General features: G+C 49.0%; 12 protein-coding genes and 1 tRNA gene. 4 read left to right on the forward strand and 9 right to left on the reverse strand.

Annotation, left to right across the window (positions count from 1 at the left end; genetic code table 11):
- Positions 1-7: 7 nt before the first annotated feature.
- Positions 8-676, reverse strand: coding sequence for a hypothetical protein (locus B7988_RS08765; protein ID WP_141225614.1), 669 nt, complete (start codon positions 674-676; stop codon positions 8-10).
- Positions 677-883: 207 nt separating this feature from the next.
- Here B7988_RS08765 and B7988_RS08770 point away from each other — a divergent pair, with 207 nt between their 5' ends.
- The 4 genes from B7988_RS08770 to B7988_RS08785 all read left to right on the forward strand — a co-directional run bounded on the left by B7988_RS08770 (position 884) and on the right by B7988_RS08785 (position 3803).
- Positions 884-1549 carry a hypothetical protein gene (locus tag B7988_RS08770; RefSeq protein WP_141225615.1) on the forward strand — a complete coding sequence of 222 codons (666 nt, stop codon included), beginning with the start codon at positions 884-886 and terminating at the stop codon, positions 1547-1549.
- 18 nt (positions 1550-1567) lie between these two features.
- The gene (locus B7988_RS08775) at positions 1568-3253 is read left to right on the forward strand and encodes a M3 family oligoendopeptidase (protein ID WP_088657616.1); all 1686 of its coding nucleotides are present in this window, start codon (positions 1568-1570) and stop codon (positions 3251-3253) included.
- A 123-nt stretch (positions 3254-3376) separates the two neighbouring features.
- Positions 3377-3461 (forward strand) — tRNA-Ser (locus tag B7988_RS08780).
- Between the two features lie 24 nt (positions 3462-3485).
- Positions 3486-3803: a hypothetical protein gene (locus B7988_RS08785; RefSeq protein WP_073321856.1), complete on the forward strand. Its 318-nt coding sequence runs from the start codon at positions 3486-3488 to the stop codon at positions 3801-3803.
- A 211-nt stretch (positions 3804-4014) separates the two neighbouring features.
- Here B7988_RS08785 and B7988_RS08790 read toward each other — a convergent pair whose 3' ends face one another.
- The 8 genes from B7988_RS08790 to B7988_RS08825 all read right to left on the reverse strand — a co-directional run bounded on the left by B7988_RS08790 (position 4015) and on the right by B7988_RS08825 (position 13961).
- Positions 4015-4506 (reverse strand): PAS domain-containing protein, encoded by a 492-nt coding sequence (locus tag B7988_RS08790; RefSeq protein WP_073321853.1) that lies wholly within the window; start codon positions 4504-4506, stop codon positions 4015-4017.
- The gene (locus tag B7988_RS08795) at positions 4503-5843 is read right to left on the reverse strand and encodes a hypothetical protein (protein WP_088657617.1); all 1341 of its coding nucleotides are present in this window, start codon (positions 5841-5843) and stop codon (positions 4503-4505) included. The genes B7988_RS08790 and B7988_RS08795 overlap by 4 nt, the downstream gene beginning before the upstream one ends.
- Positions 5836-6675 (reverse strand): TIGR02147 family protein, encoded by an 840-nt coding sequence (locus B7988_RS08800; protein ID WP_088657618.1) that lies wholly within the window; start codon positions 6673-6675, stop codon positions 5836-5838. Before B7988_RS08800 ends, B7988_RS08795 begins: the two co-directional genes overlap by 8 nt.
- A 479-nt stretch (positions 6676-7154) precedes the next feature.
- Positions 7155-8561, reverse strand: a complete 1407-nt coding sequence (locus B7988_RS08805; RefSeq protein WP_088657619.1) for a sensor domain-containing diguanylate cyclase — start codon at positions 8559-8561, stop codon at positions 7155-7157.
- Positions 8558-9871, reverse strand: coding sequence for a GGDEF domain-containing protein (locus tag B7988_RS08810; protein ID WP_249268926.1), 1314 nt, complete (start codon positions 9869-9871; stop codon positions 8558-8560). Before B7988_RS08810 ends, B7988_RS08805 begins: the two co-directional genes overlap by 4 nt.
- Positions 9872-10115: 244 nt before the next feature.
- Positions 10116-11738 carry a cellulase family glycosylhydrolase gene (locus B7988_RS08815; RefSeq protein WP_073321838.1) on the reverse strand — a complete coding sequence of 541 codons (1623 nt, stop codon included), beginning with the start codon at positions 11736-11738 and terminating at the stop codon, positions 10116-10118.
- A gap of 99 nt (positions 11739-11837) precedes the next feature.
- Entirely contained in the window at positions 11838-12593 is a 756-nt protein-coding gene (locus B7988_RS08820) for a TIGR03915 family putative DNA repair protein (protein WP_088657621.1), read from the reverse strand.
- Positions 12594-12704: 111 nt separating this feature from the next.
- On the reverse strand, positions 12705-13961 hold the full coding sequence (locus B7988_RS08825) for a putative DNA modification/repair radical SAM protein (protein ID WP_088657622.1): 1257 nt from the start codon (positions 13959-13961) through the stop codon (positions 12705-12707).
- Between the last annotated feature and the right edge of the window lie 22 nt (positions 13962-13983).

The following is a 13983-nucleotide window of genomic DNA, read 5'->3' on the forward strand; positions in this document are numbered from 1 at the left end:
AATTCTCCTAGTAGCAAAGATTATCGTTGAGGTATTTTTCAAGTTCTTCTTCGGTGAAATAAGCCGAACAACTTTCTTGAAATTCTTCCACGGCCTTTCCGTTGTAGCCCAAATCAACAGTTGTCCCGAAAAGACCTCCTGCTCCTGCTCCTATGCCAACCATTCCCACGATTATTAAGCCAACATTGGCTGCTCCTTCGGAATAAAAGAGGAAAATCGGGGCCGCTGCTAAAGCTCCTAAACCCATAATAGCGCCTCCAACAATAGCACCATAGGTGAATCCGTGAAGTGCATGGTTTCTTGCAAAATCAGAGTTGTTCCTGACGCCGTTTTTGCATAGGGTAACGCTATCCCTAGGGATGGCAATAAAAAGGCCATCCGCGGGGGAAGTCATCTCAAAACCATTACGGTCTTTGAGCGGAACAACGATATTCCTGTTTTGGGGATCGTAACAGAAATGATTAGCGGTATAGAACTTTACGCTGTCTTCGCTGCCGGGAGTTTTGATTTCGTAGGCAAAATCACTTCTGTATCTGGTGTTGATTTTGGCATCTTCGTACTTGACAATTTCGCCCTTGCTATACTCGGGCTTGTCAAACGGATGGTACTTTTGTGTCGGATTCGTACATCCTGTCAAAACAAGAAACAATGAAGCAATAAATAACAGAACTCGCATAAAACGGATTTGTTCTCCTCGAATAACTTGTATGTTGAAAATATACTCAAATTTCACGAATATCGCACAAAAATGAAAAAAAGTGTGATATCTTTAGCGATTATTTAGTTTACATAATCCGCATTATCGGCAATGCTGAATCACGGAAAAACTGCGGGGAGGTCTGGATGGATCATAACGTTAAATCCATTTTATTATATTGTCGATATGAAACGAATTTCGTCGACTCAGTTGAAGATTGTTGGAATCTCCATTTTGGCATTGTTGCTTGCCAGTTGTGCAATGACCAAGAAACTGTCGGCGGCAGATATTCTTTCAAAAACGAAGCTCGAGTTTGAATCGCTCTCGCTTGACTCTGCGAGCATCAACCCGGATCTTTTCCCGAAATCTGACGACCTGAAGAAGGGCCTGTTGCCGAACCCGCACGTGATTGCCCTGGTGCAGGATTTTGCCCGCGGAATCCTGGAAAAGGAGATTGGCAAGGCGCATTTGACCGTTGGCCTGAATGCCAAGAACTCGGGCAAAGATACGCTCTGGATTCGTGGCCTGATGGCAAACCTGGTGCTAGATTCGCTGATGGAGCTTCCTGTGGCACTCCGAGACACGGTTAAACTCGTTCCTGGAGACAACAAGGTAATTCTTGTGACTGAAATGCCCATTGACCGCCGTATTTTCAGGCTGATGGACGTGAACGTGGTCCATATCGTGGGCCGTATGGATGTCTCGCTGGAGGCAGGGGATGAAGCTTTTACGCTCGAATTTGACCAGGATCGCAAAATCAGCCAAGAAGAAAAGCAGGCGCTTGCCGACAAGGCCCGCACCTCGGTTTTGGACAACATTGTAAGCGACTGGGTCGGAGCAATTGGATTTTAAATAAAAGAATTGGTGTTTATGAATAGAAAATTCGTACCTGAAAATTTGAATGTAGACAGTGTAGAAGACGTTACCCGTCTTTTCGAGACTCTTCTCGATGAAAATATCCCGAACTCCCCCGACGCCCTGCGTGCCTGGATCTTGAAGTGGAGTGAACTTGGGTCTGTATTGGCAGAGGTTTCTAGCCGTCGTTACGTGGCCATGACTGTGAATACGCAGGATGAAGCAGCCGCCAAGGCGTACGAAGACTTTGTCGGAAATATCGACCCTGTGATGAGCGAATTCGACGACAAGTTGAACAAGAAATTGATGGCGCACCCGGCCAAGGACCTGCTGAAAGACGAATTCGGCGTATGGTTCAAGAGCGTGCAGGTTTCTTTGGACCTGTTCTCCCCCGCAAACATTCCGCTCGAAACCGAAGAAACCATGGCGGTTCAGGCTTACCAGAAAATTACCGGCGGCATGAGCGTGGAATTTGACGGCGGAATCAAGACCATGCAGCAGCTGGGTGCATACCTTGAAAAGACGGACCGCGACTTGCGCGAACGAGCATTCCGCACCATGTGGGACCGCCGCCTGAAAGATAAAGATGCCTTGGATGCCTCTTTCGACAAGTTGTTCCAGATTCGCAACAAGATTGCAAAAAACGCTCATTGCAAGAACTTTATCGACTACATCTTCTTGGCCAAGCGCCGCTTTGACTACTCCCCTGCAGACTGCAAGGCGTTCCATGAAAGCGTCGAAAAGTTGGTGCTTCCGCTTCTCAAGGAAATCTACAAGAAGCGCGCCGAAAAAATGGGCCTCAAGACGCTTCGCCCGTGGGATTTGAGTGTGGATCCGCTTTCACGCCCACCCCTCAAACCGTATCAGAACGGCGAAGAATTGATTGAAAAAGTCGACCAGATTTTCGAATCGATTCACCCGCAGGCGGGTAAGTGGGCCCGCGAAATGCAGGCCAAGAAGCTGATTGACCCCGATAGCAGGCTCGGCAAGGCTCCCGGCGGCTACCAGATTGGCTTTGACGAAAGCCGCCTCCCCTTCATTTTCATGAATTCGGCCGAAACCGACCGTGACATTTACACTTTGCTGCACGAATCGGGCCATTCTTTCCACCAGTATGCGCTCGCAAACCAGCCGATTTTGGCGTATCGCGATGTGCCTTCGGAATTTGCCGAAGTTGCGAGCATGAGCATGGAACTGATCGGCATGAGCAACCTCAAGCCCTTCTACGGCGACGATTCCGAGGCTATCCGCAGGAGTATCGAGGGCGAACTGGAAGACGTCATTTGGCTGTTCCCGTGGGTGGCAAGCATCGACAGTTTCCAGCATGAACTTTACAGCCGCCCGAACCATACGGCCAAGGACCGCGAACAAATCTGGAAGGGTATCATGGACCGCTACGATGCGGGCGTGGACTACTCCGGATTCGAATCCGTGCGCAATAACCTGTGGCAAAAGCAGCTGCACCTGTTCGAATGCCCGTTCTACTACATCGAATACGGAATTGCACAGCTTGGCGCGCTCCAGGTGTGGGCAAACTTCAAAAAAGACCCGAAAAAGGCCATTGACGACCTGTTTAGGGCCGAAAGTTTGGGCGATAGCCGTCCGCTGCCGGAGCTTTTTGCCGCCGCAAACATCAAGTTTGACTTCACCGCGAAAACCATCGAACCGCTCATGCAGGTCGTGTGGGACGAGTTAAACTAGACGAAAGAACGGCTCTTCGAGCCTACAGACGAAAGACGAGAGAAAAAAATGCATTTTTTTCGTAAAAAAGCCCAAAAACGCTTGACAAACGAAAAATAAAATGGTATATTTGGCGCACATCCTGGAGGGATGGCCGAGTGGTTGAAGGCGCACGCTTGGAAAGCGTGTTTACCTCACGGTAACGAGGGTTCGAATCCCTCTCCCTCTTCTAAACATTTTCAGAGGTACCTAGATGGCTGAAGAACAGAGAGTCTATCTTGATGACATTTACGCTAACGAACAATGTCAAGGCTCCGTTTTCCGCGCAGTGGTCATGATGGCCCAGGAAGCCCGCTTTGTGAACAAGCAGGCTACTCAGGGTTACATTACTCTTACCAAGAAGCCGACCACCATCGCCATGTACAAGTTCAAGGAAGGCAAGCTTTCCATTTCCGAAAAGAAGGCTGGTGAACAGTTCGATAACGAAGCCGTTGCTGCCGCCGAACCGGAAATGACTTCCGAAAACGTGGCCCAGGTATCTGCTGCTGCAGACGACGCTTTCGGCGCATAGTCCACGCAATCGTCAAAACATTTCGTTAAAACAACGAATCCTTGTTGAAAAAGCGACCTCTAATCTTAGAGGTCGCCTTTTTTTCTCCTTTCCTGCTCTCCTTTAGTATGCCAGTTCGCTCGCTCCCTGAGTTTTACTGGCCCCACTGAACTCCCAATCAGCTCAGGACCGCTCGGCTCTATCGCACTATTGAAACCGTGGTATTGCCTCGCTACATTTGGGCACTCTTCGTATAGTACGTCTCCGGGAATGCCTTTGCTGCGCATTGATTGCACAACATGCGGAGCCTTGTTTCGGCAACGGATGTCACGCGGATCTGCGCGCCGCAGTCAGCACACTTCGTAAGAAATACCATGGAAAGTGGTGTGGTCGAGGTATGAGTGCCGCGAGCCTCGCCCACCTTGTGAACCGTATTACGGAATACGATTTCGCCGTCTGCATTCTGGATGATTTCACGAGTGATGCAGCAGTCAAAACTGCGTCCGCGACGGTTGCGCATACGCATGTTGAAGCTTGCATTTACGGTGTCATTGCGGAATGCGTTCCAGTCGCTTGCATGGCGGTACAGGTCGGTTACGTAATGCCACTGCAGTTCCGATGGCTCGAAACCGAACATGCGGCAAAAGCGCCTGTTTCCGCTCAGAAGGCGGCCGTGTTGGTTGACCTCAAAGTAGGCCAATTCGATAGAGTTCTCTGTCATCATTGTGCGCCTCCTTTTAGATAGTGCCGGTACAAGACATCGGCAGAACTGATCGCTTTGTTCCCCAATCGCGCATCTATAATAGAGATATCCAAGTCCTTGTCGCCGAATACGAACGGCGTTTCAATAATGTTGTCGGCGGTAATGTAGTTGATGTCGGCAATCTTGGTAAGAGTCTGTTCGGCAATCAGGAAGCCGTCCTTGTAAAGCATCACGTGCTTGCCGTCCCAAACGCCGGTCACGGTGATTTCTTTACCGACTTCAATCGTTGCCGAAGATGCGACTGCCTTGTCATGGCAAGAGCTGTAGTCGAATCCGTTTCCGATAAAGAATGCTAAAGCGGGTTCCTGGACATAGCATACCGATTTTGTAATGGCGAGGTTGAACAGGCCCTTCTTTCCGAATACGTTCTTGCTGTATCGCAGCGATTCCGGGAACGATGTTACCTTGAAAGTGATTTCGAACGTAAGCTCTTCAAGACCTTCTGCAAAGACGAGAGAATCGTTTACAGTGCTTTCGTTTGCAGGCATATTGGATCCGTTCCAATGATACACGAGACCGTAATCAGGATCGTTCGGCAAGAGGATGACTACGTCGGAATTGTTGTCTGTCGTATCTTGCGGAGGGACAGATGTTGTGGCGGAGTCAGGCAGGGGATCAACCGGATTCGGATCAGGAGTCGTGCCGATTACAGGCGGCATCACGACTGTCTGAACGGGTGGAGCTTCAAGATCTTCGGCGTCAACATTGTTGGCCACGCTCGTCGGAACAGGACCTAATACATTGATACGGGAACCATAAGTCAAATAGTAATTGGATTCCGAAACATTTCCCTCAGATGTCACGGACTTCACGATGAATGAATAGGTTCCTTTAGGAACAGCAATTTCAAACATGCCGTCGGAATTGCCCTGCACGTAGAACGTGGTATCGACGAAAGCGATTTCAATAGAATTGTTGGTTTCCAGGTCTTTGGCTACGTAACCCTTGATATTGTAAAAGTGAGTACCTAAAGTGGGTTCGGCCGTGGGGATTTCCGTATTGGCAGAATCTCTATTAATCACCGGATCAATTTTTATGGGGTCATTTATATCAATAGCGGGGCCTTTACTGTCTTGATAACCAACACTGCTGACGCAATAGGTTGAATCGTTTCTCGTGATGCATTTATTTTGGTCAGTATTCTGTTTGATGTCGGTGTTGTTTTCTTCGTTAACTCCGGCGACCGTATTCTGTTCTTCGTCTACCCCGCCAGCCCAAAAAACACCGCATGCAGACAGCGTGAATGCGAAAGAAGCGATAGCCCAATGGCCAAGACCTATTTTATTAAGCTTAGTCATGATGCTCCTCCCCGGGCAAGGTTTTGGTGAGGGGGAACAACTGCACGTTTAGTCTGTAAACGCGTTCTTCGCCGGAATCTTCCATCACGATCGAGCTGATGCGACGACGGAATTCGGCGATTTCTTTAGTAATTTTTTCGTAGGCGGTTTCGGAAATGCCAATGGTAAGGCCGGAGATGTCTCGTTCGGCTACCGGAACCTGGTCGAGGCTTTGAACGCCGAGCTCGCCCATCTGGCGGTGCATTTCGCGGATGGCGAGCGAGGTGACATCGAGATTGCCCGTAGTCACGGAGCGATTGCTCTGGCTGTAATGGCCCTGCTCGTCTTTTTCGAGGAAGCCGTTCTTTTCGAGCAATTTGAGAGAGCTTTTGACGTGAGCCGCATCGCTTTCAAAGACGAGCTCCCCCGCCATCTGGGCGGGTGTTGCGCCGTTCAGGCGCGGGGCCATTTCGCGAAGTACGGGATTCAGCCAGCTGCCATAATAGTCGTACTGGTCTTCGCCCACGAGCGCAAAGGAATTTTCGTTGGCAATGTTGCGCATTTCGGCAAAGATTTTCTTCTTTGCGGCCGAAGACTTTTCCTGATTGAATGCAACCAGGTGCCTGAAGTACTGCAGGTCGACACCGACAAGGCCCATAGCGGATGCGACGCGTTCGATACCCGCTTCGCTCAAGTTCGCCTTGCTGTCGCAAACCAGTTTCAGGAACACCGGAGAGGAATAGCCAGCGGCTTTGGCAAAGTCGCGCCATGTAAAGCCGGAACGCTCCTTGCGTTCGGTATAATAGTCGCGAATATAAATGCGATAGCTGGTATATTCCATTACAGGTTTCATGTCTCTTAATATATAATCTTTTCTTAACAAAGTCAACAACTTATGATACAAAAAGTTAAAAAAAAACGAAAATTGTCTATTTTTGCCGATTTTGAATCATAATCAACGTTTTCTCATGATACAAGCATGCAAAATTCATTGATGAAAGTCATAAATTAATGCAAAAAAGGCCCTCGGACATTATCCGTGGGCAAAATTCTGTATCATAATCGAGCGGTTTTGTGCGAGCGGTCATGTGTGAGCCACAAGCGACTCATCTTAATGAGTCGTGGTGCGACCTTTGGCCACTTAGCACTTTAGTGCTTATATGGACATGGCCACCTTTAGGTGGGAGCGAGACGATATCATATTTTAAAGATGTAATAGAGTCGAGCGGTCTTGTGTGAGCCACAAGCGACTCATCTTAATGAGTCGTGGTGGCGAGAGCGAGCGCTCTGGGTACGTACTTAGTACGATTGGGCGCGAGCGGTCTTGTGTTCTTACCCACGGCTGTGGGCGTAGTTCTCTTTCTTGTCTTCGTACATGAGGGCATCGGCTTCGCGCATCGCCTTACGGACGTCTCCCCCGTTTTCGTCGTGGTAGAACCCGATAGCGAAACTCACGTTGCCCTTGACCTTGGATTTTTTGCGGAGCGTTTCGACTCTAGCTTCTAGGCTTTCCTTGGGAACATCGATTGCCACGACGACAAATTCGTCGCCACCTGCACGGTAGATTTCACAATCCGAGAAGGTCTGCTTCAAGATCTCTGCGGCGCTCTTCAAGAGGGCGTCGCCGGCATTGTGGCCTTCGTTATCGTTAATAGGCTTAAGACCGTTCAAGTCGGCGAAGACCACGGAAATCGTCCTGTAGTTGACTTCGCCACTTACAAATTGAAGCACCCTGTTGTTCATGGCGTTACGATTGTTCACGCCAGTCAACAAATCCTCGTTGCTCAAGAATCTAAGGCGTTGCACCAGCTTGTAGCTAGCCACTTCAGATGCGATAAAGAAAGTCACCAATTCGAGGGTTTCTTTAATATGCAGGACTCTGGATGTGTCAAAGTTGGTTGCCCAAATGAATCCGACAAATTCGTTGTTGTGCGTCAACGGTAGCAAAACCAGGCTTTTAACACCGGCTTCCATCATCGTCTTGTGCCAGTTCGGGTTTCTCTGGCGAATAATTTCCATGTCCGCGTCGTTCTGGATAATCAGGCAATTGCTCCCCTTAAGAGTTTCTATCCAGGATTCTGCGATATAGATATATTCGTTGTTGAATACTCTATCAAGATCCAGCGGAGGCATGTCTTGCCTTCGGGCACAAGTCAAAATGGAGCAGGTTCTCTCCTTGAAGTCGGTCAATAAAACGCTGCAGGTGCTCGCTTTGCAAATAATGCGAACGTCTTCAATCACCTCGTCCATGGTTTTCCTGAAATCCTTTGAACCGCGCAACTTGATGCATGCCTTGAGCACGTTTTGCGAAATTTCAGAAGAAAGCCTTGTGGAGGTGTCAAGGTCTTCTTCGGGCTGGATTTCAAGGGTAAAGACGCAATAGCCCTTTTCGTCGTCTTCGACATCGACGGGCATCAAGAATTCATTGATGCAAAAATTAAAGCGTTCCGGGCGAATGTAGGCATGAACCGGCTTATGCAGAATGGCGCTCTGGTAAACGAACTTCTCGAAGTTCAGTTCCTTTTCCATGTACCGTTCATAATTGGAGCCCGGAACAAAAGTCTGGGTGAATACGGAATTGCCGTCCTCGTCTTTTCTTTCCATGGACTTGATATAGATTTGGTTACCCGCTTCGATGCGGATAGTCCCGATACTTCCATCGGTACGCTTTTCTACCGATAGAATACTCGTCATAGTCGGAAAAGATTCAACGAATTTTTGCAATTCTTCTTTTTTCATTTTCGTCTTAATTCAGGGAATCGGTCGTAGTATTGTTTTTTGTCTTCGTACATAAGGGCGTCGGCTTCGCGCATTGCAACACGGATGTCGCCACCCTTGTCATCATAGTAAAATCCTACCGCAAAGCTGACATTTTGGGGGTCCGCCGAGTCCTTCCGGATTTTTTCGACGCGCGATTCAATCTCTTTTCTAGGTTTGTCCAAGGCGATAATCACGAACTCGTCGCCACCGGCTCGGTAAATTTCACACCCTTCGAAAGACAACTTGAGAATCAAGGCGGCTTCTTTCAGCAGGCAGTCTCCTGCGTTGTGGCCTTCCTTGTCGTTAACAGGTTTGAGCCCGTTCAAGTCGGCAAAGACAATGCCAATCGATTCAGGCTTGCGCTCGCGACCGGTAACTATACGGAGAACTCGGTTGTTCATAGCGTTACGGTTCAGGACTCCCGTCAACAAGTCTGTCGAACTCAGCATTTCAAGGCGCTGTAGAAGTTGATAGTTGGCAATTTCTGAGGCTATGAAGAATGTCGTAAGTTCAAGAGTTTCTTTAATGCGGTCGGTATCCTTGGTGTCGAAGTTGGTCGCCCAAATGAATCCGACCGTCTCGCTATTGTACTGAAGCGGGAACAGAACAAGGCTTTCCACTTCGGCGCTTTTTAACGACCTGTACCAATTGGGATTGCGCAGCTTGACTTCCTTCATGTCGTTTTCGTCTTGAATGACTAGACAATTGCTTCCGTCAATGGTTTTAAGCCAACTTTCGGCGTATTCAATGAAGGAATCGTCCAAAAAATTTTTGAGAGAATGTTGCGGCACGCCGACTGCAATATCTTCGCTTAAAAGACTGCAGGTCCTTTCTTTAAAATCAGTAAGCATGACACAGCAATAGCTTGCTTCGCAAGCGGTGCGAATATCATGGATGATTTCATCCATCGTTTTCAGGAAATTCGTAGAACTACGAAGCTTGATGCAGGTCTGCAAGACTTGCGATGTTGCCTTGGCAGACAAATTCGTCATCTGTTCTGTATTTGCTTCGGTCGAGAGTTCTTGGGTGTAGGTACAGTAATACTTGTCAGGATCGTCAATATTTAATGGAAGGCTGAAAATGTTGAACCAAATGGGGAAACGGTCCGGGTGGATATAGGCGTGCATTGGTTTTTTGTTGACTGCGCTGGCTACAACAAAATGTTCAAAGTTTAAATCCTTCGGGAGATAGGTCGTGTATTCACATCCGGGAACAAATCCATTCTCGTCTTTCATGGCTATGGGGGCGTTTGCTTTGTCAAAAGAAGCAACATATGCAGGATTTCCCACTTCGATTCGTATTTTCCCGTAAGACCCGTCTGATTTTTTTTCGACAGATATGATACAGGTCATTGAGTCGAAATGATTGACATAATCCTGTAGATCCATATTAACAGCCCTCCATGTGTATTATGTCTGTGACATTATCCTTCTTTGTGTATTATAATAGCACTTTTTCAAAGAAAAAGTGCTTTATTTGTAAAAAAAAATGGGAGTTTTTTTATTTCAAATTGGAATATTCACAGGTGAAACGCTATTTGGACAGGTCCTTTACGACCATGATTCCGCTGCGTTCGATTTTGGGGTACTGGCGCATGCCTTCGCCACCGCGCCCCTTGTCGAGCACCTCCAGAAGCTCACCCTTGGTGGAATACAAATGCAATTCCCAGGGGCCATTCGGGGCGTTAAAATAGCCCGAATTCTTCTGCACATTGCGCTGGAAGGTTCGGTTGAGGCGGTCTTCTACGCTGCGGGCCTGCACAAGCGAAATATCGCTGAGTTCCCAAGAAATCGGTACCCCGCCCATATCGTAAATCAACAAGGCATCGGGGTCCGAATCTTCTTTCATGGTAAACTTCCAGCTAAAGCTCTGCCAGCTGGTACTCAAGTCCAGGATACGGCCGTTGGCGTAGGGCGTATATTCTTCGGAATCTCGCTTGATATTCACATTCAAGGTGCGGGGCTTGTCGGCCTTGGCGCGCATGCTGAAAATGTAGGTGATACCTTCGCGGAGCGAAAGTTTCTGCTTGAACTGCAGGTTCCAGGATTCCTTGCCTGCCTTCTTGATGTCAAAACGGACAACGCCGTTCGTGACCTTGACGTCGGCCTTGCCGCCCCAGAAGTCCACTTGCCAGTTGGTTAGCGGTTCGTCGGCAGAAAAATCGCCATTTTGGATCAGGTTTGCATCGATTGCCTGGGAGCCTGTATCAAAATTCTTCTCTTGAATGAATGTCGGAATGACGCTCGTGTTCTGGATGCCGTTCGGGTTATCGACGCAGACTTCCTTGCCCCAGCCCACCAGGGTATTGAATGAGCTATGGACTGTCATATCCATTTCGGGGCTGTCGAAGTTACCCGGACCCCAGCTCCAGGCGAGCCAGCCGATGCTCAGGCGTTCGGCTTCGGCCATAATGAACTTATACGGGATTTCCTTGACATCGCCAGCGGCAACAGGAGCGAATTCGCCTACGATCAGCGGCAAATTCTTTTCGACGGAGGCTTCGAGTACGCCGCGGATTCGGTCTTGAACGGTAGCGTAGCCCGTAGCTTTCGGATCGTGACGTTCCGAGGGCCACCACATGTGCAGCGAGAACAAAAGGTTGTGTTCCGGATCGGCCTGCAAAAGCTTGGGGCCAACTTCAAGCAAATTCTTTTCGCTTTGGCCCCACTGGTCGGCGTCAATCATCAGCGGAATGCGGATGTTGGCGGCGCGCATCCTGGTGACAATGGAATTATAGACGGTGAAGAATTCGTCTGCGGACTTGGATTCTGCACCCGGTTCGTTACCGATGTTCAGAATCAAGTACTGCTGATGGTTCGAAATCATCTGCACCGTTTCTTCGCGGAGCCAGAAATCGACAGCATCGCCCAGGCGTTCCCAGTTGCCCGTGGTATCGTGAATTTCGGGAATGGGAATCATTCCGTTAGCAATGCACTGCGCAATAATGTTGTCGAGGTCGCTCACGCGGCCGCGGGTATTCCAAACGATTCTTACGCAATTGGCTCCCGTCTTGGCTATTTCGGGAATGGTTTTTCCTTCGCGGTCTGTCCAAATAAACATATGGTTGATTCCACGAAGAATCACCTTTTCGTTATCTTTACTGTATAAAAAACGATCTTGTACAAAAAAGCCAGGTTTTGCCGAAACCATATTCATAGCAACTATTTCTCCAATATTTCCAAAAGAAAAATACAATTATTTGCAGAAACAGGGGCTTTTTTTTTGAAAAACTGCAAAAAAATGGTTGGAAGAATATCAACAAGAGCTCATTTGTCGTTCTGGCAAGTGGTTCCAATAGCGAACAGGCAGGCATCTCCTTAAAAGTTTGGGGTTTTCGCGCTCCTTGATGGCTATCGATTTGTAATAATCCTGCCAAAGGCGGACCATTTCGTCGGGCGGAGTGGCCTTGGTGACTGCATCTAGGTTCGGAATGGTGATTTCTGCAAGCTGATGACCCGCGTAATACACGCCGTAACCGCGTTTGGAATCGTAAATCGCCCACTTTTCGTTGGCGAATCGCCCGCGAAAGTGCCCCACAATCATGTCCAAAATGTCATATTTGGGTTCGATTTCGGCGAAATACGTGCCGTCAGATGTCTTGCTGAAACGAACAAGCCCGAGCATTCCGCCAGCCTCGTGACGCACGGCACGTGCAGTCATGAACAGCGGGAGCATTTCGTCGGAGGTCGGGTTCTTGGCGTATTTCGGATCCTTGCCGTCAAAAACTTTGCGTAGATAGGCAAGAATCTTCATCTCGATGCCCTCTTCTTCGGAGCGGAATGCCACATGCAATAGCTCCAAAATATCGGCGCTTGTGTAGTTTTCGATAGCCCGCTTGAGCCTGGCCGCTTCTTCTTCGGATGTTTCGATGCGGAAGGGCTGCATAAACAGGTTGCAAGGCGCTGTACTGCGGTCGCCATGAATCTCGCCCACTTCCAGGTGCTGGCGGTAAATCTCGAATACGACACTCAAGAAGCCATCGAAGGTTGAATCGTAAGAAATGGAAAGCATGGGATAAGGATGTGAGATGTGAAATGTGAGGTGTGAAGTGTGAGGTGTGAAGTGTGTAGTGTGAGATTATTCATTACTCATTTCACATTACACATTTAACATTATATGCAATTAACCGGCGGCGGGGAGTGCAAGGGGTTGATTGGAGAACAAATCTAGCTGCAAGGGCTGGGGCTTGGGGAGCAGCAAAGGTCGGACCATTTCAGGGTAAAGCCTGCGCAAACAGGCGGGAGTGTCCGGGTGGTAAATAAAGTACTGCGCCCGCTTGAGTACAACTCCCATCTTTTTCAGGTGTTCCAGGCGGATTTTAGAGAACCTGCGCCCCGAAGCGATCAATTGCGCTGATTTGACGCCGATTCCTGGCACACGCAAGAGCATTTCGTAGTCGGCAGTTTGGATGTCGATGGGGAAAAATTCCGGGTGTCTAAGTGCCCACGCCGCCTTGGGGTCTAGCTCCAGGTCCAGATTCGGGTGCGCCTGGTCGACCACCTCGTCGTAGCCGAATTTATAGAATCGCATGAGCCAGTCGGCCTGGTAAAGCCTGTGTTCGCGCAGCAGGGGCGGCTTTGTCGTGAGTGCAGGCAGGCGCTTGTCAGCGTTGACCGGTACATAGCCCGAAAAATACACGCGCTTCATTTGCTGCTGCTTGTAGAATCCGTTAGAAAGGGTCAGAATTTGCAAGTCCGACTCCCCCGCTGCTCCTACAATCATCTGCGTACTTTGACCAGCCGGTAAGAATTTAGGCGAATAGCGGCATCGCTCGCTCTTGTACTCTAGTTTCTTTTCGGCAAGAAAGTTCATGGGCGTCATGATAGAGGCGTGATTTTTTTCGGGGGCCAAGTATTGCAACGCCCTGTCAGTCGGGATCTCGATATTCACGCTGCTGCGGTCGGCATAAAGCCCCGCCTGGTACAAAAGCTCGCGACTTGCACCGGGAATTGCCTTCAGGTGAATGTAACCGCCGAATTTGTGGACGGTGCGCAGTTCCTTGGCGACTTGAATCAGCATTTCCATGGTGCGGTCAGGACTGCCCACCACCGCAGAACTCAAGAAAAGGCCCTCTATATAATTACGCCGGTAGAATTCCAGCGTCAAGTTGATGAGTTCCTTGGGTGTGAACGTGGCCCGAGGGATATCGTTACTGCGGCGGTTAATGCAATAGGCGCAATCGTACTTGCAGGCGTTGCTCATGAGCACCTTCAAAAGCGAAATGCATCGCCCGTCCGATGACCAAGTGTGGCAAATTCCTGCACTACAGGCACTCCCGAGCCCACCCTTGGGGGCTTGTCGCTTGGACCCGCTCGAAGAACACGACACGTCGTACTTGGCCGCGGCCGAAAGAATATTCAACTTTTCGCGAATGTCCATAATTGCCTTTTTGTTTAGTTGC

Source organism: Fibrobacter sp. UWB1 (assembly GCF_002210325.1).
Lineage (GTDB): Bacteria > Fibrobacterota > Fibrobacteria > Fibrobacterales > Fibrobacteraceae > Fibrobacter.